The 21,295-nt window shown below is 59.9% G+C and carries 29 protein-coding genes; 3 read left to right on the forward strand and 26 right to left on the reverse strand.

Annotated features, from left to right (window positions below):
• Window positions 1-70: 70 nt before the first annotated feature.
• The 22 genes from FIV05_RS23545 to FIV05_RS31685 all read right to left on the reverse strand — a co-directional run bounded on the left by FIV05_RS23545 (window position 71) and on the right by FIV05_RS31685 (window position 17,218).
• Complete coding sequence (locus FIV05_RS23545; RefSeq protein ID WP_152511180.1) at window positions 71-1,345, reverse strand: phage major capsid protein; 1,275 nt, start codon at window positions 1,343-1,345, stop codon at window positions 71-73.
• A 50-nt stretch (window positions 1,346-1,395) separates the two neighbouring features.
• Window positions 1,396-1,998, reverse strand: a complete 603-nt coding sequence (locus FIV05_RS23550; protein ID WP_152511181.1) for an HK97 family phage prohead protease — start codon at window positions 1,996-1,998, stop codon at window positions 1,396-1,398.
• Complete coding sequence (locus FIV05_RS23555) at window positions 1,982-3,232, reverse strand: phage portal protein (RefSeq protein WP_209009770.1); 1,251 nt, start codon at window positions 3,230-3,232, stop codon at window positions 1,982-1,984. The genes FIV05_RS23550 and FIV05_RS23555 overlap by 17 nt, the downstream gene beginning before the upstream one ends.
• Complete coding sequence (locus FIV05_RS23560) at window positions 3,232-4,947, reverse strand: terminase large subunit (RefSeq protein ID WP_152511182.1); 1,716 nt, start codon at window positions 4,945-4,947, stop codon at window positions 3,232-3,234. Before FIV05_RS23560 ends, FIV05_RS23555 begins: the two co-directional genes overlap by 1 nt.
• On the reverse strand, window positions 4,947-5,447 hold the full coding sequence (locus FIV05_RS23565; protein ID WP_209009771.1) for a hypothetical protein: 501 nt from the start codon (window positions 5,445-5,447) through the stop codon (window positions 4,947-4,949). Before FIV05_RS23565 ends, FIV05_RS23560 begins: the two co-directional genes overlap by 1 nt.
• Before the next feature lie 79 nt (window positions 5,448-5,526).
• Window positions 5,527-5,886 (reverse strand): HNH endonuclease signature motif containing protein, encoded by a 360-nt coding sequence (locus FIV05_RS23570; protein ID WP_286202227.1) that lies wholly within the window; start codon window positions 5,884-5,886, stop codon window positions 5,527-5,529.
• Window positions 5,887-5,922: 36 nt separating this feature from the next.
• Complete coding sequence (locus FIV05_RS23575; protein ID WP_152511183.1) at window positions 5,923-6,648, reverse strand: transcription termination/antitermination NusG family protein; 726 nt, start codon at window positions 6,646-6,648, stop codon at window positions 5,923-5,925.
• A complete protein-coding gene (locus FIV05_RS23580; RefSeq protein WP_152511184.1) occupies window positions 6,645-7,895 on the reverse strand; it encodes a helix-turn-helix domain-containing protein in 1,251 nt (416 codons plus the stop codon). The genes FIV05_RS23575 and FIV05_RS23580 overlap by 4 nt, the downstream gene beginning before the upstream one ends.
• A complete protein-coding gene (locus FIV05_RS23585; RefSeq protein WP_152511185.1) occupies window positions 7,892-8,092 on the reverse strand; it encodes a hypothetical protein in 201 nt (66 codons plus the stop codon). Before FIV05_RS23585 ends, FIV05_RS23580 begins: the two co-directional genes overlap by 4 nt.
• Window positions 8,085-8,414 carry a hypothetical protein gene (locus FIV05_RS23590; RefSeq protein ID WP_152511186.1) on the reverse strand — a complete coding sequence of 110 codons (330 nt, stop codon included), beginning with the start codon at window positions 8,412-8,414 and terminating at the stop codon, window positions 8,085-8,087. The genes FIV05_RS23585 and FIV05_RS23590 overlap by 8 nt, the downstream gene beginning before the upstream one ends.
• Window positions 8,411-10,270 (reverse strand): DNA cytosine methyltransferase, encoded by a 1,860-nt coding sequence (locus FIV05_RS23595; protein WP_152511187.1) that lies wholly within the window; start codon window positions 10,268-10,270, stop codon window positions 8,411-8,413. The genes FIV05_RS23590 and FIV05_RS23595 overlap by 4 nt, the downstream gene beginning before the upstream one ends.
• Window positions 10,263-11,330 (reverse strand): phage Gp37/Gp68 family protein, encoded by a 1,068-nt coding sequence (locus FIV05_RS23600; protein WP_152511188.1) that lies wholly within the window; start codon window positions 11,328-11,330, stop codon window positions 10,263-10,265. Before FIV05_RS23600 ends, FIV05_RS23595 begins: the two co-directional genes overlap by 8 nt.
• Entirely contained in the window at window positions 11,320-11,640 is a 321-nt protein-coding gene (locus FIV05_RS23605) for a DUF4326 domain-containing protein (protein ID WP_152511189.1), read from the reverse strand. Before FIV05_RS23605 ends, FIV05_RS23600 begins: the two co-directional genes overlap by 11 nt.
• Window positions 11,640-12,599, reverse strand: coding sequence for an ATP-binding protein (locus tag FIV05_RS23610; RefSeq protein WP_152511190.1), 960 nt, complete (start codon window positions 12,597-12,599; stop codon window positions 11,640-11,642). The genes FIV05_RS23605 and FIV05_RS23610 overlap by 1 nt, the downstream gene beginning before the upstream one ends.
• Window positions 12,599-13,261 (reverse strand): DUF2312 domain-containing protein, encoded by a 663-nt coding sequence (locus tag FIV05_RS23615; protein ID WP_173013924.1) that lies wholly within the window; start codon window positions 13,259-13,261, stop codon window positions 12,599-12,601. The genes FIV05_RS23610 and FIV05_RS23615 overlap by 1 nt, the downstream gene beginning before the upstream one ends.
• Before the next feature lie 13 nt (window positions 13,262-13,274).
• Window positions 13,275-14,642 carry a site-specific DNA-methyltransferase gene (locus FIV05_RS23620; RefSeq protein ID WP_173013925.1) on the reverse strand — a complete coding sequence of 456 codons (1,368 nt, stop codon included), beginning with the start codon at window positions 14,640-14,642 and terminating at the stop codon, window positions 13,275-13,277.
• Window positions 14,635-14,901 carry a helix-turn-helix transcriptional regulator gene (locus tag FIV05_RS23625; RefSeq protein WP_152511193.1) on the reverse strand — a complete coding sequence of 89 codons (267 nt, stop codon included), beginning with the start codon at window positions 14,899-14,901 and terminating at the stop codon, window positions 14,635-14,637. The genes FIV05_RS23620 and FIV05_RS23625 overlap by 8 nt, the downstream gene beginning before the upstream one ends.
• Entirely contained in the window at window positions 14,898-15,350 is a 453-nt protein-coding gene (locus FIV05_RS23630; protein ID WP_152511194.1) for a hypothetical protein, read from the reverse strand. The genes FIV05_RS23625 and FIV05_RS23630 overlap by 4 nt, the downstream gene beginning before the upstream one ends.
• Window positions 15,347-15,961 (reverse strand): hypothetical protein, encoded by a 615-nt coding sequence (locus FIV05_RS23635; RefSeq protein WP_152511195.1) that lies wholly within the window; start codon window positions 15,959-15,961, stop codon window positions 15,347-15,349. Before FIV05_RS23635 ends, FIV05_RS23630 begins: the two co-directional genes overlap by 4 nt.
• Window positions 15,961-16,380: a hypothetical protein gene (locus FIV05_RS23640; RefSeq protein WP_152512535.1), complete on the reverse strand. Its 420-nt coding sequence runs from the start codon at window positions 16,378-16,380 to the stop codon at window positions 15,961-15,963. The genes FIV05_RS23635 and FIV05_RS23640 overlap by 1 nt, the downstream gene beginning before the upstream one ends.
• On the reverse strand, window positions 16,371-16,985 hold the full coding sequence (locus tag FIV05_RS23645) for a GcrA family cell cycle regulator (protein ID WP_152511197.1): 615 nt from the start codon (window positions 16,983-16,985) through the stop codon (window positions 16,371-16,373). The genes FIV05_RS23640 and FIV05_RS23645 overlap by 10 nt, the downstream gene beginning before the upstream one ends.
• Window positions 16,982-17,218 carry a hypothetical protein gene (locus FIV05_RS31685; RefSeq protein ID WP_173013926.1) on the reverse strand — a complete coding sequence of 79 codons (237 nt, stop codon included), beginning with the start codon at window positions 17,216-17,218 and terminating at the stop codon, window positions 16,982-16,984. Before FIV05_RS31685 ends, FIV05_RS23645 begins: the two co-directional genes overlap by 4 nt.
• Before the next feature lie 20 nt (window positions 17,219-17,238).
• On the opposite strand from FIV05_RS31685, the gene FIV05_RS23650 reads away from it, so the two are divergent.
• Window positions 17,239-17,907 (forward strand): type VI secretion system-associated protein TagO, encoded by a 669-nt coding sequence (locus FIV05_RS23650; protein ID WP_173013927.1) that lies wholly within the window; start codon window positions 17,239-17,241, stop codon window positions 17,905-17,907.
• A gap of 2 nt (window positions 17,908-17,909) precedes the next feature.
• Here the strand turns inward: FIV05_RS23650 and FIV05_RS23655 are convergent, their stop codons facing one another.
• Both FIV05_RS23655 and FIV05_RS23660 read right to left on the reverse strand, forming a co-directional pair.
• Entirely contained in the window at window positions 17,910-18,392 is a 483-nt protein-coding gene (locus FIV05_RS23655) for a phage regulatory CII family protein (protein ID WP_152511199.1), read from the reverse strand.
• A complete protein-coding gene (locus FIV05_RS23660) occupies window positions 18,389-18,646 on the reverse strand; it encodes a YdaS family helix-turn-helix protein (protein WP_152511200.1) in 258 nt (85 codons plus the stop codon). The genes FIV05_RS23655 and FIV05_RS23660 overlap by 4 nt, the downstream gene beginning before the upstream one ends.
• Window positions 18,647-18,672: 26 nt before the next feature.
• Between FIV05_RS23660 and FIV05_RS23665 the strand changes: the two genes are divergently transcribed.
• Entirely contained in the window at window positions 18,673-19,155 is a 483-nt protein-coding gene (locus FIV05_RS23665; protein WP_152511201.1) for a helix-turn-helix transcriptional regulator, read from the forward strand.
• Between the two features lie 699 nt (window positions 19,156-19,854).
• On the opposite strand, the gene FIV05_RS23670 is transcribed toward FIV05_RS23665, so the two are convergent.
• Entirely contained in the window at window positions 19,855-20,565 is a 711-nt protein-coding gene (locus FIV05_RS23670; RefSeq protein ID WP_152511202.1) for a hypothetical protein, read from the reverse strand.
• Between the two features lie 150 nt (window positions 20,566-20,715).
• Here FIV05_RS23670 and FIV05_RS23675 point away from each other — a divergent pair, with 150 nt between their 5' ends.
• Window positions 20,716-20,913 carry a hypothetical protein gene (locus FIV05_RS23675; protein WP_152511203.1) on the forward strand — a complete coding sequence of 66 codons (198 nt, stop codon included), beginning with the start codon at window positions 20,716-20,718 and terminating at the stop codon, window positions 20,911-20,913.
• Between the two features lie 22 nt (window positions 20,914-20,935).
• Here FIV05_RS23675 and FIV05_RS23680 read toward each other — a convergent pair whose 3' ends face one another.
• Window positions 20,936-21,223 carry a hypothetical protein gene (locus FIV05_RS23680; protein WP_152511204.1) on the reverse strand — a complete coding sequence of 96 codons (288 nt, stop codon included), beginning with the start codon at window positions 21,221-21,223 and terminating at the stop codon, window positions 20,936-20,938.
• Window positions 21,224-21,295 lie beyond the last annotated feature (72 nt).

Genomic DNA, 21,295 nt, shown 5'->3' on the forward strand with positions numbered 1-21,295 from the left:
GTATACCTCCTTCTGCTCACAGAGCGGGCGCCCAAAGGGCGCCCGCCTTAGAAAGCGGAACCAGGCTGGATTAGGCGTTCGCCATTGCCTTGATGGCGTCGGTATCGCCGAGCTCGCCGTCGAAGCGGATCAAACCGGCAATGCCAAGCTGCGGCCAGAAGCGTTCGCGCAGGACGCCGATCACGGGGCTGCCGACCTTGCGGACGAAATACTTGCCGAAGTCGCCGAACACCATCGGACGGTTCCCGGTACCGATGCTCGCCATGTGCTGGTTGATCGAGTACGGCTTGTTATTGAAGAGCGCGGGCGTGCCCTCCTGCACATTGCCTTTCTGCCAGAGGTAGTTCCCCTGACCGTCTTTCAGTTTGCGACAGGCGAGCAGAGTGTTGTCATTGAACATGTAACGGCACTTCGGTGATGCGCGATAAGCGGGATCGACCGAGTGTTCCAGTTCCATGATTTCGTCCCAAGTAATGGCGCTTGCGCCAGCCGTGGTTTTGCCGACCGTTGCAGCAGTAGCAACGCCATGCGGTGCATCTGCGCCGGTTCCGGTCGTCAAACGGCGGTTTGCAATGCGCCCGAGACGCTCACCCAGAAGCGAACCAAGCAGGGTTTCCATGTTGAAAATGGAGTCCATATCCAGCTCCCACGACCAGCGAATGAATTCGGTGTCATAGGAATAGGCGTTCAATGTTTTCTGCCCGAACACGACATCTGCACCGCCATCGTCAGTCAGATCCGCTCCCTCGGTATGTTCGGCAGCTTCGTTGGCAGTGTCGTTGACGGTCGGGATCGGGATCGGATTACCCGAAGCCGTGTTCATCACGGTGCAGATGTTTTCGTCGTACATCGGCCCCCACATCGCCATGCTGCGGATGATTTCATTCGCAAGCTCAGTCGGGACCGTATAGCCGCCACCAGTAGGCGCTGCACCGGTCTGAATGCGCTGTTCAAAATTCGTAGCACCGCGCTGCAGGGTCGCCCTTTCCTCCGACGTCATGTCGACCGGCGACACACCGCAGACCATCTGCGCAAAGACCTCGCGGTAAGTGACACCGTCACCCGGTTCATCACTGCCGCGCCCTTCAGTGTCGTTCACGGGCCGGCGCCGTTCGCGATCCTGCTGCATGCGCTCTTCGTGACGCTTCTCGATGCCTGCCAGGCGCTCTTCGCGCTCGATCTGTTTTTCCAGCCGGTCGTGCTCGGCCATCGCTGCGTCGTGCTGCTCTTCCAGTTCCTTCGCCCGCGCTTCATCGGTTTCGCTAGTGATCTGGTCGAGACGTTCGCGCGCTTCTTCGACAAGGCGCGCCTGCTTTTCCCGCAGCTCCTTGATGCGTTTTGCCATGGAACTAACTCCTGTTCAGTTTTGGGGGGTTGGGCCTTCAGGCGCGCGCCTTAGGCTTTACTCCGGACTCTTGCGTCCAGGTTCACTTTCATCCGCAGACGACGTTGCGCTGCGCTGAAATTTTTCTGCCGACGATCTGCCCGCGCCGCCTCAAGCGAGCGCATGGCGAGGCTTGTACCGTCATAGGCTGGCAAGGACACGGCGGATACTTCGATAAGCTCCACCTCCATTACCGTTCGTTTTGGCACGTCGCCGTTGTCGTCCCACTGCTCTTTCGTCACGTGGAAACCGAACGACATGCCTGAAAGATCGCCGCGCTCGACCAGCGCCTTGACGTCACGCCCGTCCGACGTGTCCGGCAGGTCGATTTCCACGGCAAGCCCCTTGCTGTCTTCCCTCAGGCGCAAGGTGCCGGCTGACTTCCGGCCGAGCACACGACCTCGATCGTGATTAAAGAAAGCCAACACGTCTTTTTCTGAGATGGACCGGGCAAACGCGCCGGGCAGCAACGTTTCAATGAAACAACCGCCGATATCGGCGTCCCGATTGAACACTGCCGCGTAGCCCGCAACAGTCATTCGGCCATCATCGGCTGCCCGCGCTTCAACAGCCCGGACCACGCAACGCGTTTCTGTGTCAGGCTTGCTCGCCATCGTCACCCTCGTTTTCCTGATTGGGTTGATTGGAAACCTGCAACTGCGTCCCGAGCGGAACGGTTGCCCCCTGGATGTGCAACTGATCGGCCGCCGGGTCTTTCACCTTCGGTAACCCGAACCGCTCGCGCGCTTCATTCGGCGTATGCACTGCCCCCTGGACGCCGCGCACAATGCCTTCGATCAGGCTCTTGAAGTCACCGCGCATCAGGCCGTCCAGGTCGTGACGGACATAACGGTTGCCATTCATCCGGCCGAACAGTTTCAGGTTCAGTTCACCTTCAAGCGCCGTGCACCACTGCACGACCAGGTGCTTGACCAGATGCAAGTCGTTCTGCTCGACGTTGGAAAACGTCGCCCGACTAAGATCCTGCAGGAATGTCGGTGGCATCTGATAGACGCGAGCAATCTCTTGCACCTGGAAAAGCCGCGCTTCGGTCATTTGACCCTTTTCCGGGTCAAAGCCGATCTGCGAAATCTTATATCCAGGCGGCATCTGAAACAGCGGCTTACCGCTTTCGCGGGCAACTTCGATTGCGCGTTTGATGTCGTCGATCGCCCGTTTCATCGTTTCGGCGTTTGCGGGCATTGGCCCTTCGACAGCCAGCGGCGGGATGCCGCCACCGGCGAAGAACATCGAGCCATATTCGTTCATTGAAAGCGCAAGCTGGATGGCCTTTTCGCCGAGAGCGATCGGCCCACGATGCTGGACGCCGTTTGGCTTCAACATGAACGGAATGTCGATTATCTCGCTGGCCGGATAGTCTCGACCATCAAAGGTATAGACCAGCCGCAGGCCTGTGCGACGAACGCTGGTGCGCGTCGGGTCCATCGGCCAGATAGCTTCAATGCCATTTCCACGTTTTTCAATCCAGGCAAGGCCGCGCCCGCCGGTGAATACCTGTTCCCAGAAGTATCGCCGAAACTTCGACGTATCCATTTCGTCGTTCGGGTTCTCTTCCAGGACAGTCTGCAGCTTGCCGACGATCCGTTCCGGCCCGTTCTCTGTGCGACGAAACGCTTGCAAGGGAACCGTCGCCAGTGTGCGGCTCAGGAACAGCACGGCGGCCTGCAAGGCTGGCACCTTGAGAGCACTTTCAATGGTGACGGCAGGAACCCCGCCACCATGCAAGCCGAAAAACTCCATGAAGTTTTCCGCGCTTACTTTCACGGTCGGGTTTTCTATGGTCGCGGCGCGGGTTTCACGCTTGCGACCGAATCCGGGAAATCTCATCAGGCCACCAGTGAAAATTCAGGGTCATCCCACGGACAAGCCGCGGCGGTTCCGGCCGCTTCCGGCCCGACTTCCATCAGCTTCACCGCGTTGAAGAGCGCGACAAGCGGGTCGATTTTTGCCTTGCCGGCAGTTTCCTTTGTGATCAGCACGGCATTTCCGCGCTGCTCTGCGCGGGCGTTGCCGACGCACCAGGACATGAGGCCTTGGCCACCGTGCCAAAGCGTCCCGTCTTTCAGCTTACGCTCGATGCCCCAGACGGCTGACGACAGCCGGAAGCCCTGACTGACGCCCGTCACCAGGTCGCCACCGATACCGCAACGGGCAAGTTCGTCGACAAGGGCTGCAACACCCATCGGGTCAAGCCCAACCCCGTATTTTTCCGGCATGAGACCCGAGGCAAAAACCTGCTTACAGACCTCGGCGACACCCTCGATATCGCTTGTCGCGTCGTCGCAGAACGTCAGCTCGCCGGCCTTTTCGAAGTCGGTCAGTTGTTGGGCGATTTCCTTGCGGATCACCAGGACGTCGCGTTGCGCCCAAGCATGCCCCCAGCAAAGCCAGTGCTGGGTTTCGCGATGGCGACCGAGCACGGAAACGCCGAGAAGATCGTCAAGGCCGCCGCCGTCAATACCGACCGTCACGACTTCCGATTTTTCGAGAAGTGCTTCAAGGCCCGCTAACTCGGGCATTTGCTGCTTTGCCCAGAAATGCGATCCACGCCAACCGCCGAGCGACTGACCGACTTCGACATTCAGGTGCTGTGAGGCAAACAGCAGAAGAGCGGCGGTTCCCTTGGCTTCGGCCTTGATCAACTCATCTCGCAGGAACTTTTCGTCAACGGACCTGTTCAGGTTCGGATTGACCATCCCCCACGTTTTCGGATCCCGCCATCCATTGTCGTTCGCCACTTCAAACGGCAGCTCGTACAGGATCGGCAGCAATGGCAAATCCAGTTCGCCGTCGCGCACCTGGCGGGCAATGGTCAGCTCTTCCTTGAAGACACCAGCAGGCGGTGCTTTGCTCTGCGTCGTGATCTGTAGCAGGAAGCCATCAGGCCGAGCCGCCAGCGAGCCGCGTATCTCGACGAAGATGTCGGCCGCTTTGGCTTTCATTGCGAACACGTGCGTTTCATCGATCAGGATAAAGGTTGCCTTCGATCCGGTGATGACGTCGGCCTCTGCTGCTTTGATGATGATCATCGCCCGCGAAACCCGGTGCGTGATTGTCTTCTGGTGGTTTTGAGCCTGAAAGACCGCGTCCAGCTTTTCGTCCAGCCGGATGATGCCAACTGCCTGCTTGAAGGCAATCTCGGCAATTTTCTTGGTCGGCGCGATCAGCAGTAATTCCGCTTCTGGTCGGATATTCAGGATCGCGGCGACCACCATAATCGCCGCCGCGATCGATGACTTGCCGTTCTTCTTCGGTACCAAGAGGAAGAATTCACGCAGCGCTCTGCGTTTGGTCTTGACGTCGAATGATCCGAAGATCACACGTACCAGGTCAAAAACCCATTCGTCGCAAACTTCGCCGTAAGTCGGCGTCCCGATGATGTCCGGCACCCGCAGGCGCTTGAAGATACGCAACGCCCGTTCGGCTTCGTCGTCAAATATTGGCAGATCCGGTATCAGCGACTTGCGGCCGACGATACGTTCCTTCCAGTCCGGACAAGCCGTCGACCAGGACAGGTCCGTTTTCTGCGCAGCGGCCGACATCAGTTGACGGAACCCCGGAAGGCAAGGTCGCCGCCCCAATCGCCCGCGCTTCGCATCGCGCTTTCGGCATCAGCCTGCGCCTGCTCTTTCTTTCCGAGCTTGCGCGGCGCGATTTCGTCTTCCTGCTCATCGTCGCGAGCGTTCTGCATGTCCCGCAAGTCGGCATCGAGCTTCATCATGTCGTTGCGTTCCAGGAGCTTTTCGAATGCCTTGAACGCCCCGACGTTCCCGGCCATTCCAAGTTCCCAAAGCTTCATGGCCTTGGCGGCCGTCATCATGTCGCGCTGATAGTCGCGCAGTTTGAGCACCTGAAAATAATTCCGCCTCAAAGTCGGCTGCGAGACGCCAACCGCGCGGGCAATCCGTTCATTGCTCCAACCGAATGACAGCAACATCTTGATTTTGTTCTCTATTTCCGGCGTCGGCACATGCTTCGGCCGTCCCCGGCCTTTCTGGCCAGTCACAATCGGGTTGCCGAACAGGTCAAATTCTTGGCTCACAGGAAAAAAATCTCCAAATGAGAGGGGCGGTGGTGCAGGGCGGCGACCGGGTTTCAGGATCGACCCACCCCCTCCCCGGTCAGGTCAGGCCAGCGGCACGTGCGCCGCGCGCTTGCGAGGTCTTCTGCTGGTGATGCGCATGGCAGAGCAACTCGATGTTGGATCTATCCAGCGGCGCGCCGCCGTCTTTCAACTCGATGATGTGGTCGGCAATGACACGCTGCGTCGATCCGCAGCGCTCGCACTTGCAGCCGCGTTCGCGCTTGATGCTTGCCACAAGCTTTCGCCACTCAGGCGACTTGTAGAAGCTCGCGGCGATCTTAGGCATCGACCGGACACGCGACGGCGCCCTGCCAAGCATCGGCTTAAGGTTGGTGAGTTTTGCCATGATCCAGACATGAAAAAGGCCCGCATCGCTGCGAGCCGTTGCATTCGCCATAGAAACCCATTGCGCCAACACCGCCTATCTGGCGTTTCAATTGGCTGGGTCCGCCGCCTCAGTCGCTCCGTTTGTGTGGTGAATACTCTCACCCGTGCCCGAGGGGTCCGACGAATCGTCCTGCACTTTGGATACCTCAGGACGTTTCACAGCGTCAACAGGGACGTTCACCAGCACCTTGCCGATTTTGCTGTCTATCGTCCCGTGAACGCGCCTCTTGGCTTCGTCATAGCCGGTAAAGGCAAAGTCAATTCCGGCCCATGCCCCCTTGACCATGCCGAGCATGCAGCCGCTTTCCAGTTCGGCTATCCAGGCAATGAAACCGTCCGGCACCTTCTCGCCTTCATAGGTGCCGTGCGAGACGTCAATCACCCTGCAAAGATCGGCCTTGCTGACACGTGTCGGGACGCCGCTTTCGCTAAAGCAAACAACGCCTTCGACACCGTCGCAGCCGCGCACGTCGTCGACCGTCTGCCCCTTGCTCCGATCGATGCCGGCGAAGAGATACCGGGAAAACATCGGCCGCCTGGTGACATAAGTTCCGCCAGCCTTTTTCTTGGTATTCAGGCCATACTGCCGCTCGATGCATTCCATCGGCAGATAGGCCAAAAGCCCCTTGGCCATCAGCCCGGCTTCTGCCCGTTTCTCGCATTTCGGGTTTGTGTGGATAACCACCCACTCGACCGCGCACCCCATAACCAGCTGCTTGAACAGTTCCAGGTTGTGAACAGTTTCCGGCCGCTTCACCTTTTCCTGTGTCATTCCGCTGCGTCCTTCTGCGTGAGTGCTGCATGTTCGGTTTCAAATCGGGCCATCGCCGCCCGAACGGCTTCCAGAGGGCTGGCGTAGCTGTCCGGCGCATCCGGCGAAGCCGGGAAGTAGACCCACTCGACCCGGCCAAGATCACCCTCGAACCATGGCCAGCCGCGTTCTTCGTGCAGCGCCTGCCAGGCCTTCCAGCCGGCAGAGCCGACAGGCACCTGCACGAAGTCTGCCCCCAGCCGCTCGGCGACAGCGTCGACCTTGCGCCCCTTGTGCCGATGCATGGCGTCGTCCTGCATCATGTTGACCTTCGGCCAGCCGCAGCGTGCCCACTTGCCGCGCATCAGTTCATCCCGATCGTATTTGCCATCAGCGCACAGCCGCTCTTCGACGGAAGTCAACCGCGGCGGCGGGCCGTCAGGCTCGCCCATCAGAACCGACAGCCGCAGCGCACCCCAGGACTTGCCGAACGGCAGAGCGACTTGAACGCCACCGCCGGCAGACCGTGCTTTTTCCGGCAAACGCTCCCAGCGTTTTTCCTTGAGATAGACCGAAAACCGGCAGATTGCCTTGCGTTTCAGGTCGTTCTTGATGTGATGCAGATAGGCCTGCATGTGCTCGACAGCGCTGTTGCGATCCTCTTCCGAAAGCGCGAACCAGGCCTTTTCGGTCTGTTCCGGGCTGTCGTCGGCATAGGTCGGCCACTCGGCATGTGCCTTGCGGAAGCGTCTTGCCCATGCCTCACGGCTCACCGTGGGCGTGTCGTCTTCCTGCCCCTCTTCGCGCTCGCTCGCACGCTCTCTCTCAATTACTGGTTCTCTTACTGGTTCCCTTACAGGGTTAGTGTCGCAATTTGAGACACGGGAATCGTCATTTTTGAGACACGGCTTTTGCGCATTTTGAGACACGGTTTCGGCCTCATTCCCGTGTCTCATTTCGCGACACGGCTTTGCGCCTTCCGCAGGCTCAAAATCCGCTTCAAATCCAAGACGATAGCGTGTGGACAACTGCTTGCGCGTGCGTTCGTCGCGCCGGGCTTCCCGCGCCACCAATCCGCGCTCTTCCAAGGCGTCCAGATGACGGTTCAACGTCGCCCGCGATATCTCGCAATCCCGCGCCAAAGCGTCCTGCGAGGGGAAACAGCCAAAGTCCGGATTGTAGCGGTCGCAAAGGTGCCAAAGCACGATCTTGGCAGCGGGCGGCAAGCCCTTCTGCTTGATCGCCCAATTGGTCGCCTCATGGCTCATTTGGCACCCCCGGCTTTCAGCAAGGCGTCCAGGTCGATGTCGTGCGCGTTCAGGCGCTTCACGAACTCTTCCAGGAACGGAAGAGGCGCGCAGATAGGCCCGGCGCGCAGGGCTGCCCGCAGGCGCTTTCGTTCGTCCGCAGGCCTGTCGGCACACATCCGCCGGTAAGCCCGGAAATTGATCCAGAACCTATCCATTGGCAGCCTCCTTTGTGCTGCCCGGCGACACATGCACATAAGCCGGGTGATCAGTGGGAAAATCGAAGGGAAAGCGAACCGTCATCAGCCCGCCGATGTTGAAGGCCTGCAGGTACTTGGCGCGGTGCAGATCCATAAGCACCTGCCAAAGCACGAACGCGCCCAGGCCGGTGCGCTCGCCCAGCTCCTGCGTTTCAATCCGCAGCGGCCCCGCCGTGTGCGCCTCGGCGAGCGCCATCAGCACCCGGCGACGATGACACGGGTCCGGCAACGCCCTTTCCGCGCCACGCGTGATGACAAAGCGTTCCGCCTGTTCACTCATGCCGCCACCTCGCGCACCACCAGGTCGGGCACGTTGGCGCCGGCAAGAGCCTCGGCGATATCAAGGCAGACGGAATTTCCGCACATGCGCCCCTGCGCCGACTGGCTCAAAGCGACTTCCTGATCGTCCTCGCCGATGCCTGTTTCGATCCGGTAGCTATCCGGAAAGCCCTGCGCCCGGAACCGTTCGCGCGGTGTCAGCATGCGCATGCCGATATCGACGATTGCGTAAGACTGGCCGTCGATTTCCACGGTTACCAGCGACCGGCGGTCGCGCGTGGTATCCGTTCCCATCGGCGCGTCCAGCCCATGGGCTTCGCTGGTGCCGTAGTAGGTATTCAGAAACGCCGCGACGATGGCCGCTTTGCCCGCACCGCCGGCAGTGATCGTGCCGACAGGATCGCCCGCATCAGATCCGACAGAATTGCCGAACTGCCGCGACAGGAACGCAGCCGCGACAGCCTCATGATTGCCGCCAGCCGAATCCGTTCGCGCAGGGGCATCGGCGGGATAGTCCCGCCGGTCACTGCCACGCATCGACAGCATGTGAGCGGACACAAGCCCGACAGGCGCAGCGCCGCCCGGACGCTTCGAAAAACCGTTCGCCGTTATCGTCGGCGCAGGACCGGAGAGCGGCGCCCCTGTCGCGCCCGTGTTGTGCTTTGCCAGGAAGGCGGAAACCAGACACCCGTCCGCCTTTGCGGTTTGGGTGTTCACCGGCATGTCGCCACCCCGCGGCGCGCTTTGCCCGGCCCTGCCACCGCAGCCGACAAGGGACGGCACCAGAAGGCAATTCTGATCTTTCGCGCTGGCCGTCAGCGTATGCAGCGGGGTTTCTGCCGATCGATTTCCGCCGCCCTGCTGTGCATAGGAAACGACGGGTGCCACGGCAGGCATTACCAGCCCGAAGGCATCGCGCGAGGCGGTCAGCGTCGGCATGGGTTCATCCAGCCCCTGCCCCCGGAACCAGTCACCGCCATGATTGCAGACAACCAGAAACGGCTTTTTTGCATCGATCACGTAGCGCATGACGCCGCGCGCGATCCGCCGCAAGGTCGCGTCGGCAAGCGGCCGCTTGGCGCGCACGCCGTGCTTTTGCAAAATCTCTTCCGAGGTATCGAAAATGGACGGGCACGGCAGTGACCAGTCGATGATTTCCGCCGCCGTGCGCCAGGGCTTCTTTTTGCCCGCGATCACCGCCGGGTCATCCGGCGCACCGTGCGTCGGTTCCGGCCAGACAATCGGCTTGCCGTCCCGCCGCGCGATCACGAACAACCGCTTGCGGATCGTCGGCGCGCCATAGTCGCAGGCGCGCAGCTCGCGCCACTCGACGCGGTATCCGTGGCGCTTCAGGTCCTTCACCCACTTGTCGAAGGTTTCGCCCGCACGGTCCTTGCAGGGTTTGTATCCGCCCTCGCCATCCGGCACCACCGGACCCCACGTCAAGAATTCCTCGACGTTCTCAAGAATGATCACGCGCGGCCGGGCACGCTTTGCCCAGGTGACGACAGTCCAGGCAAGGTCGCGAATATTGCGCTTGACCGGCCGCGCGCCTTTCGCCTTGGAGAAGTGCTTGCAGTCGGGCGAGGCCCAGAGCAGGCCAACCGGCCGATTATGGCAAAGGTCCATCGGGTCGACCTGGTAGATGTTCTTGGAAACATGCAGCGTCGACGGATGGTTCGCCCGGTGCATGGCCAGCGCCTCGGCGTCATGGTTCACCGCGATATCCGGATGGCGGCCAAGGGCCTGAAAGATGCCGGTCGACGCCCCGCCACCACCGGCAAAGCAATCGATGATCAGCTCGCGCCCGCCAGGACGCCCGGCAACGGCCGGCAGATCTGTCAGAAGGTCACGCATCAACCCGCACCTCCGGAAACCCGTCGTGCGTCACGCCGTCCAGGACTCGACCAGCGGCAGCTTTTCCGACACGGAACATCGGCATGTCTGCCGCGCCCTCGGAACAAAGGCAGCAATCAATCCACTCGCCGTCCGGTGCGTGAAACTCGCCGAACGGCAGGTCGTTGATTTCGTCGCCAAGATGCGCAGCATGGCTACGTGGCAGCCAGACACCCCACTGCTTGAAAAGAAACGACACCCCAGCGGCCGCGCACTGGTCGCGCAGTGCCCGCGCCCATTGCGGGTTCATTGCCCGTGCATGGTCGCCGCTTTCGCCGCCGACGATGACCCAATCGAGCGTGTCGAACATGGAATAACATTCCCATTCATGTTCGGCGCAGCACCCATGGGTGCAATGCTCCAGACAAGGATCGAGATGCCGCGTCAGGTCCACCGGCCCTAGCAGGGGCTCGGCGGATACAAACCGAACCGCGGCAGGAATTTTCATAAGGTAAGGAATGCGGGTGTCGGCAGTCGGTTGATCTTCGATCGAAACGCCAAGCCAGACATTTGGCAAAAAGCCCTTGTTCGCGAGCCGTTCGAATCCAGCGGCATTCATCGCGTTCGGGTCAAACCCCATCGCCCGCGCTTCACCTTCAATGACCATCCAGCGGGCCGCTTGAACATCGCTGAGGTATCTGCGCATCCGCTCCGGACGCTTTGTCAGCACCTGGAACGTATGCTGCGGACACAGCGCCATGACGGCGAACACCTTGTCGATCCATTCATCTGGCACGTTTTCATGAAACAGGTCCGCATGCGCGCAGACGAATATCCGGCGCGGCTTGCGCCAGTGCAGCGGCTGGTCGACCCATTTTTCGTTGAACCGCACCTCGCCGGTGAACTGCGCCACACCGGCCGCGTTGCGCTTGGCAAGGCCCTTGCGCGACGGATGATTTTTGAGCCGGCTGGCGGCTAGGTCGGCTGCGTAGCAATACCGGCAGCCTTCGGAAACAAGCGAACAACCCGTCACCGGGTTCCAGGTCGCGTCGGTCCATTCGATCTTGGTTTTATCGGCCATGCGTCACCCCCTTGTCGGCGGTGCAGCGCGCGGCATATTTCAGCAGCACGTCGGCGTGGCACGGCGCATCCAGCGCGCACCAGCACGCCAGATCCTTTCCGGCCAGCTCATGCACCGGCAATTCTGGAATCGTGAAAATCTCGAAACACTGGCACGCGTCTTCGGCATCCATCGGCTGGCCCGGCATGCCCGGCAGGTCAGCCCCCACCTTGAACGGGTTTCCCCATTTCGACGTGCGGTCAACGATCACGGCATCCGGCGCGTCGCAGCGCCAAGGCTTTGTTCTGGTCATCTGGATACGTTTCGGCATCACTTGCCCCGCCCCTTCGGCCTGAGTTCAGTGACGACACCGCCAACAGCTGGCGCAGTTTCCACGTGCGGATAATCGTCAAGGGATGTTTCAAGCGGCCACGGCACCGCAGAACAAGCGCGGTCAGCCAGCCCGCGGGACCAAAGCCGCGGCAATCCGGAATCGGGATGCGGCTTTACCGTTTCCAACACGCGCGAAAGCACCGCTTCGCGGTTCATTTCCCACCCCGAGCGCGGCCCTACGACGATCTGCCGTTTGATGTGCTCGCAAAATTGGCGCATGAGGGCGGGGGTGGCCGTTTCCATCGCTTCAGCGAGCGCCGCCAGGGCCATGTCAGGAAGAACAAATGGAGCAAAATAGCGCTGAAGAATTCGCCGCCGTTCACCCTCGCCCGGCGCTTTCAAGTCGATCTGAATTTCAAATCGGCGCCAGACAGCTTCGTCGATCCTGTCCCCGAAATTCGTGGCCGCAACTGCGAACGTTTCCAGACTATCCAAGCTCTTCAGAAGCGCGTTGATCTGGTGATTATGGTCCTGCTCGCCAACTTTGTTATGGCCGCTGCCCATACGTTTCGCAGCGATGCTGTCGAATTCATCGAAGAACAGAAAAATCGGCTCAGGCTGTCCTTGGACGGCCCGAAAAAGAGCACCAATGTTGACCGCGCTCGCACCGACGTACATGGAAACGACACGCTCAGGCCTAACGACCAGCATGCGCAACCCCAGCCGCGCAGCCAGATGATGCGCGAGCGTTGTTTTGCCGGTGCCAGGAATGCCGGTGAAGAGTGCCCGCCGGCGAGGTTTCAGGCCGACCGCCTCCAACTCATCTTTGGCCCAAATCTCTTCAAGCCATTCCATGAGCGCCGACCGCACAGGCGCGGCCAGGATCGGCTCGACCGCCTCTTGCGGTTCCAGGATGTCGCCAAAAGTTTCAAGGTTCTGTGGCACCTGTCGCATCATCAATCACCACCCGGACCCATGCCATCGGTGCCGGATGCATCACGCCAGCCCTTGTCAAAGGCCTGCCTGCGCTTGTCATCCCAGGCGAACGGATTGGAGGTTATCGGCTCATTTGCCTTGTACGCCTCCCGTCCGAGTGCTTCTGCACCCGCCTCATCAACATCAGGGGCGTCACGGCGCGCAGGACGCGGGCGGGCCGCAGGGTCGACCGGCGCAGCTTTAGGTTCACGGTAGTCTTCCGCCTGCGCTTCACCGTCCGCATCGCGGTAAAGCCGCACGGGTTTCTTGCCGATCTTGACGATAATTTCGCCTTTCTTCGGCACCAGCATTTTGAAGGCCTCTATGACCTGATCACGCGCGGCAACGTCCACGTCCATAAGGCCAACCGCCTGAAACAGCGGCGACTCGCGCTCCATACCGAGCGCGTGCAGATACATATCAAGCTCGGATTTTGCTTCGTCGTAATCGCCGGGCTTGGCTGCGCGGATCTTCAGAACATCGCGCACCCGCGCAGGGGTAAAGCCCTCAGCCTTCAATTCGGCGAACACGAGCTTTTCGTCTTCGGCAAGCTGCTTTTTCTCAGCCCGTATACGCTCGATACGGTCCACGAAACTTTGCAAGCGCTCTGCGGAAACAGTATTTCGACCTGGTGAAGTTGCCATTGCTCTCACGCTCCTATGGCTGGGTTGAAAACAGCGGCCCTGCATCAGCAGGGGCATCCGCCTGCCGGGCCTTGACGATTTCGCGTTTGCGCTCTTCCGGGCCGGTGACACAAAGCGCCATGCGGCGGCGAATATCGTCCTGGTATTCCGTCTCGCGCTCGCACAGAACGGCGTTGAAACCTTCGTAAAACGCGGCTTCGCCCGTCGTGCCGGTACCGGCAAAGATGTCCAGCACCGTCCCGCCTGGTGGCGTCACCAGGCGGACCAGGTAACGCATCAATTCCACTGGCTTTACTGTCGGATGCTTGGACGCAATGCGGTCGTTTGCGTCCGCCTTTGCGGAATAGAAGAACCGGGCAGCGGAACCTTTGTCATTGCGCGGCAGACTCGGCTTTCGATCACCGGTCTTGAACGCATAGACATCACCCGAAAAGCCCGCCCCGGTCGGCTCACTACCGGTCACAAGACCCTGCGCACCAGGAGCCTCCGGAAACGCTTCCAGCACGGCTGCACTGCCGTCATGGATGACATTTGCCGGCCACCGACCGTCAGGTGAACCACCGCGCGGACCAGGCTTTGCTGCAAAGTTTGTGGAACCGTTTTTCTGGTACCGCCGATCAGCGCTTTTCTCGCCAGACCGGTAGTGCGACCAAAGTTTGCAGGAACCGGAATTTAGCGGCGCTTCAGACCCAACCCGACACGCGTCGATATTCACCGCGCCCGTGCCGTGCTTAAGAATGTTTTCTGTTCCGTTTTTCTCGCTGAAAGGCTTTTGCCCCATGAACACCGGCTCGATGGCGGGCTTGAGGCTTTGACCGCCATAGCGGAACCCGTCATAGCCTTCTGCCTGGACACGGGTCGCTTTGGGGAAGCCGGAACCGAACAGCCATGCCAACAACCCGCCGTCATGCAGGTCGACGATCCGCGCCAATGCCCGCATCTGCGCTTCCGATAGCGAAGCGAGAAACGCGGAAATGACGGGATCAGGATCGAACAGCTGCGCGATCAGCGGATGCTGCACGAACCCGGCTTCCTCGATCGCGCTGGACATGCGCCCGAAACCCCGCGTCGAAGCGAAGGCCAGCAGGTATGCACCCGGCTTGAGGACACGGAAAACCTCGCACCAGATTTCCGGCCGAAAGGCGATATCGCCGCCGTCCCACTGCTTACCCATGAACCCGGCGGAAGCCCGTTTGTAAGCCCCCGTCTTACCGCTCTTGACCGCTGCCTGGTTTCCGCCAAACCGCTTGACGATGCTCGTCAGGTGATACGGCGCATCGGTCACGCAGGCATCCAGACTGTCCGCCGGAAGGCTTTTGAGAATATCCAGGCTGTCACCGCAGTGCAGAGCTACCCGGCCGCCGAGAAAGGTTTCAGCCATGCCGCCCCCCCTCGCTTGCTTCATGGGTGTGTTCCCGTGAAACACGTTCCACGAAAGCGAGCGGGTCGACGTCCAGCACATGGCAGAGAATGCAGACCGTGTCGGCCCGCGCGAAAACATCCGGGTGCGCCCGTTCGGCCCGCAGGATCGTGCTGTCGCTCACCCCGGTTTTCTGTTCCAGGTCGCGCGCAGTCAGGCCCTGCGCCTCGCGCTCGGCACGCAAGGCCTTCCCCAGCCCCTCCCGGTCCAGGCGCATCATGTCAGCTCTCCGCACCCGCGACCGATCTGGCTGCTATCACCCGGTGCCGTGAAGTCCTGCCAATGCACCCAGCCCTTGGGGCAGTGAAAGCCCCATTCGCGTACGCGCGGGCCTGTGATGAACAGCGTCTCGGCTGGCTGGCCGTCGATCAGTTCCAGGCGATGCGCCATTTCGGGACCGCGATAGATGCAATCACCGGCCAGGACCACGCGCGGCCCATCTTCAAGCACCTCACGCAGCTGCCCTTTGATCATGATGGAAAAGGACGGCCAGGGATGATCATGCAGCGCCCGGTCGTCGTCATCGCGCAGAATGCGATGGTAGTAGACGTTAAAGGTCGGATTGCGCGGCAGCAGCCACCACCGCAGCATGTACGGCGGGTTGCCGATGATGAAATCCGGATCGCGCTCCGGGCGAAGATTGCGGAAATTGGTCGGAAGATCGATCATTGCCCCACCTCTTCAAGATGTTTGGAAATTTCCACCAGCTGTTCGGCCGCAACCCGGCGGGCGAGGCTCGCCGCCTCAAGCGCGCCAGTGAATTCGGCGAGCGTCCGCGACAGGCTTTCCAGCCCCTTCCGCGCTTCGGCGATATGGTCGACCTTGGGGGCAGGCACCGGCCCCAGGAACTGTTCGCGGATGTCTTCCACCCAGCGGCGCGGCATGTTCTGTTCGGTGGCGACGCGGGCATCGTCATAGCCCGCATCAAAACCGGCTTCAGGGCAGAACACGATTTCCAGCGCTTCCAGCAGCGCGCGACTCTGTTCCGGCGTCGGCCGGCGCGGCGGATCGGCCTTCACCAGATCCGGCTTCCAGGCTGCCGCCTTCTGACATGCCGGGCAGCTGTGCTTGCCCTTGCGCGGGCCAACGTGCCATCCGGCGCGCTGGAATTTCTTGCGCAGCGGCTCGGCGGGCAGCGACTTGCCGCTGACACCGGCCCCGGCGAAAACGTCTTCCGTTTTCCCGCAAGCACAAGTGATCGTGGCATACATGCCCGGCCGCTGGCCCTCAGGCGTCTTTGCGGCGACATCAAACAGAGTTTCTGCGCTGCTCCGGGCCATTACGCACACCCCGCTTCCTGAAACAGCCGGTCACCGGCAGCGTGAAGCATTTCGCCAAGGCGAAGGCAGATCCGACGGCGCGCTTCGTCGATCGGCACCGGCGCCACCCCGCCGCCTGGACCACGGTCAAAGCTGGCATCAGGGTCCGCCACCAACACGGGCTTGCCGTGCTTCTGCGCCAGCTTCAAACCGCACCAGGCGGCAAGGCGTTTCTGCGTATCGGAACTGGAAAAGCCACCGGCCAGAACCGCAGCAACCCGGCCCGGCTCGACATCCGTTTCAACGGCGATCAGCAACACCGCGCTGGAAAAACCCGCGCTGTAATCTTTCAGCCGCAACCGATGCTGCGCCCGTGCCCAGCAATAGGTTTTCAGCGTCTGGCGAACGTCGCCAATCTTGGGTTCGAATTTCATTTCCACCGGCGATACCTCCCCTGTTTCGGAAAGGCGTTCCGGGCTTCTGCGGCCCGCTGGTTGCGGCGGCGCTCTTCCGGCGACTGGTAGACAATCTTCCGGCAATCGGCGCACCAGGCACCGCCCTGGGCGCGCCGGTTGCCGCAGTAGAACTGCTGTTCAACCCGCGTTTCGGACTTGTCCCAAAGCGGCCGGCGGCAATGCCAGGGCTTCAACTCGAAAATGGTCAAGCCACCATGGGTCGCGTCCGGATGCGCAATCTGCGGCGCCTCGATGACAGGCAGCGGCTCTGCCTTCACCAGAACCGGCTTCGCATTGTTTGCGCGTGCACGGCGGGCTTTCTTTTCCAGCCGGTTACGGTAGCCCCTCGCGCCGATCACGGCCGGGTCAGCGTCGAAGCCTTCGCGCTCGGCAACGTGCCGCACCTGGTTGACGCCAATGGGGCCATAGGTCAGCGCAAGGGCTGCGGTTGCCTCTTCCGCCGTCCGGCCGCCTGCCAGCTGCCAATAGACAGCCTCGGCCTTTTCTTCGGCCGTCAAGGTGCCCCAGGTCAGCGCACCGCCGTCCCCGGTTTCGTCGACCGCGTGTCGTGTATCTTCGGCAAGGCTCATGAGGATTTTCCTTTCTTCGCGGCAGCCAATTCCAGCAGAAGATCGGAAACGAAAATCAGGTCATTGGCCTCGTTGATCAGGGCACGCACGCCGTCGTGTGCGCGCTCTGTCTGCTCTTCCTCGGCAATCAGGACAGCGAAACGCATCGTCCCCTGCCGGATGCCCGAATAGCCACGCAAACGCTGCGCGAGCGCGGTCAGGTCTTCGGCGGTTGCATTCTCAAACAGGCTCATGCCGCAGCACCCCGCTCGACTTGCGCGCGAAAATTTGCTGTCATGCAGCCTTTCGAACGGGAGATTTTGAATTGAGATTTCGAAGCTTGATTGCTGGGATAGCCCTTTGCGCTACGGTCACCCCTACATCCGCAGCGGTCGACACGCCTCAGGGCTGCAGCAAGATCCCGTACGACGATACGCGCCTTGCTTGCTACGACCGCTTCTTCAAGGTGAAACCCGAAAGCACCCAGGAGACCAAAGCACCGACTGACTGGCAAACGAGCCTTGAAAAATCCAAGATGGATGACAGCACAGCCGTAATCCTGGTCACTCAATCGGAAGAAGTTATTGACTGTGGCTGGAACCGCGGCGACCGTGTGACGCTGCACGTGCGTTGCATTGAAAATACAACGGCCATGGTTTTTTCGACCGGTTGCCACATGACCGGTCACGGTGGTTACGGCGAGGTCACCTACCGCTTGGATGACGATAAACCCAAAACGGCCAGGATGACCGAAAGCACCAATAACCGCTCTCTTGGGCTCTGGACTGGTGCGCGGGCAATTCCGGTCATCAAGCAGATGTTCGGCAAGAGCCAGATGATTGCCCGCATGACGCCCTTCAGCGAAAACAGCTTTACCGCAACCTTTAAGATCGGCGGACTGGAAGAAGCTATCCAACCGCTGCGCGATGCGTGCCACTGGTAGGGTCATCCCTCACCCCCGACCGACCGGGCATAAGTCTGCAGAACGACAAGCGCCTCGATCGCCGATGACAGCTTGTTCAGAATTTCAAGGTCGGTGATTTCTTCCGGCGTTATCTGACCGTCGTCATTCAGTGCGGTGCAGATCGCCTCGGCAGCGTCCGCACCGCGTTTCACCGCAGTTCCAACGGCCGCCGGCCAGTTGGTGATTGCCCCTTGCGTCTTCGGCAGCGGCACGAACACGCCATTGGCAAGGCGGCACATGGCGCGGATCACGTCGGCATCGTCCGTGTCGATGGTCAGATCCATCAGGACGTCCACCGGAACATGTTCGCCGGGATGGTTCGGCGAGCCATAGCGCGAAAGCGCCTGCTGGCCGACGCGCGTTGCCTGCGCGGCTTCCAGCTGCCCGCCACCGCTGCGCACAAGGCGCCGAAAGGCGGACTTCAGCGCAGCGCGGTCGTGGTCCGTGGTTGGTCGGAAGGTCATTGCGTAACCTCGCTGGATTTACGCGGTGACACATTCTCGCCTGTCTCCGAGAATGGCACCGGATAGAGATCCGGTCGGATGATGTGAGGAGGAACGCCAGTGACGTTGGAAACGGAAATCACCCTTTCAGGGGGAACCCTCTTCCACTGGCAGATTGCCTGTGACGTGATGTTGCCAAGCAGGCGCGCGAGATTGGACGGGCCTTCGGCCGCCTCCAAAACCTTCGCCAATCCTTTGAAACTATCGCTTTCCATAGCGACAGATTGAAAGCATTTCTTTCATGAATATTCAAGATTTAATTTCATCGACTGGCGTCATGGTTGGCAGCATGATTGCGGCCATGGAAACTACCGGCGACAGAATTCAGCACATTCGCAAGGCGTTAGGCCTCACACAGGTCGATTTCGCGAGCCGCATAGACGTGACGCGTGGCGCTGTGGGAAACTGGGAGCAGAACAAAGGCATTACGCAGAAGAACCTGCAGAAAATTGCCGACACTTTCGGTTGTAGCCTTGACTGGCTGCTCAGCGGCAAAGGCGCACCGTTTCCGGAATCCCCAGCCGGAACCATGCCGCCGTCAGCCGGCAAAAAGCTCGACAAAACCCTCTATAAGATGGCTCACGACATGGCACGCCGCTTTGAGCAGACGCACCTGGGCGGCTTGGCAGATTTCGAAGACTTCACATTTTTGGTTGAAAATTACTACAATGAGTTGCTTATTAGAAAAACTCAATTTGAGAGCAGTTCTGAGGAGGAGCACTGAGACTGTGCACTTTAGGGGGAAACAAGATTGTCAAAAGGCCATACTGATAAGTTAGAAGAACTCTTAGTAATCCTACGGAAACAAGGCGCAATAATTGGCGCAATCGCTTTTTGCCAGCAACTTTTCGGACACTCACAGATCAATAAACTTTCCGAGACAGAAAGAGACGATCTGACCATCATTCTGCGCGAGAAGATGGTTGAAGCATCCATGAAATCCGGGCACCGCCTTACAGCACCTCGGCACACGACACTGCAATGAAAGAAAATTACGTCCAGAACTTACCGTTGGAACACGTCGAGCAAGGTTGCTCAGACAGCCTCGGCGTGTTCTTCTATCGGATCTGGAAGGAAACCGGCGGCAGAATGCCAGGTGAAAACTCGCCAATCGTCGAATATTTGCCGAAGCTGGTCATTCTGAAAACCATTCACTCACTGGAAGACAGTCCTGACATTCTGTTTGTCGGCGAGGAAAGCTTGTTCGCAAAACTCTTGCCCCAGGCCGCCGACCCTCGGAACGCTCAACCTCGACTGGAAATAGAGCCAGAGTACCGCCGCCAGGTCCGTGAAAGTTACATTCAAGCCTCTAAAGGGGCTGCGCGCTTCGACGTTATCGGCAGTAACTATCTACTGCCTGGCGGCATCGAATGGCTGAACATCGAACGCATTCTGCTACCATTCACCGCCCCAGAAAGTGGCCTCAGGTGGATTTACTGCTATTCAATGCTTCGGGAAGTTCGAAAGACAAAAGATCAACCAAATCAAAAAGATCTGAGCGACTACTCGCCATTATATGCAGGTCTTGATCAATTGTTGCTGGCCCCCGATCCCAGATGATACCGGGATGCATGCTGGTAAATCCGCACTTGAAGGCAAAGCCGCGATCCAGGAAGGCCGGACGCACCCAAGCGTAGGCAACCTGGAACTGCCACTCAAGCAGCGAAAGCAGCAAGATTGCTTTCGAAAAAGGGCCTGACACGCCATTGGTCGCGTGTTGTTTTGCAACCCACATTTCGCCCAAATAGACTACATCCCCTTGAATGTCCTTTGCGAACCTGTACTGCCGGTCTGACATTTGGACTTCCGAACCGTCGTCCGCCGGATAACAGCGCGACCAATACTCCCGCCAGTACTTTTCCAGCGTCCAGGAACCGAGTTGATCAAGCCGGGCAGCCGCCAATCCAACCAGCTCTCCCAGCTGGTTAAACCCACCAAGCCAGAAGGCTTGTTGCGGCGAATAAGTGTTGAGATTTCGGCGAAAGTGTTCAGTTAAGCCCTTCTCAGGAACGTGCTCCAAAAGCCCCTCAAGCAAACCGAAATCGCGGCTCACTTCCAGGCGCACACCCTTTTGCGATGCTTCATCAAATAATCGCGCGATCACTCGACTGACGACCAGTCTATCCAACTCCATTGTCGTTTCACCCCACCTGAAACACTCGCTTATTTAGCAAGGGATTCTAGGCCAGAAAACCAGTTTCGTCTGTCACGCTTGCATTTAGATGAAAGTCATGCTTTCATTCTGGACAGTTTTTGAAAGCAAGCGTCGCACAGAGAAAGTCATATGCCCAACACGCCTCGCAAACCGATCATTCCGGACCAACCATTTTACGGCCCGCCTGGTGCTTTTGCCCTGCGCAGCACCTGGCGGGTGCCGGGTGAACATGTCTATGGCCGCAAGCTGGCCGGAAAGCACGCCCCTAAGCGCGGCGACGTTTCGGCCTACCGGCCGCGCCGCCCGCGGTTCCCGTTCGGGCTTTAGGCGGCGCTCCGATGGCTTTCGCTCAGCCCTCCAGCAGTTTCGTGATTGTGCCGTCAACCAGGCTGGCTATGGCCTGCTCTTGCAACTTGTTCGGCTGCAAGTCGCGTTTGCTGGCGACCTGCGCATCATGGCTGACGATTTCCCGCATGATGCGTTCGTCTTCTGCCCGGTCTTCCGACCTGCTCATGAAGTCCTTCAGAAGGCGTTTGAGCATTGCCGTTTGCACGTGCTGCTTCACCGTCAGGTCAGCCATGAGCTTGCTCAGCGTTTCGACGTCCCGCTGCAGCTTTTCCGCCTGCATTTCGTTCATTCCAGTTCCTTCCGCATGGGTTGGTCATGTGGTTGCGAAGCGGCGCGTCGGGAGTGGTTTCCCGGCGCGCCA

The sequence above is a fragment of the Labrenzia sp. THAF191a genome (assembly GCF_009363335.1).
Lineage (GTDB): Bacteria > Pseudomonadota > Alphaproteobacteria > Rhizobiales > Stappiaceae > Roseibium > Roseibium algicola.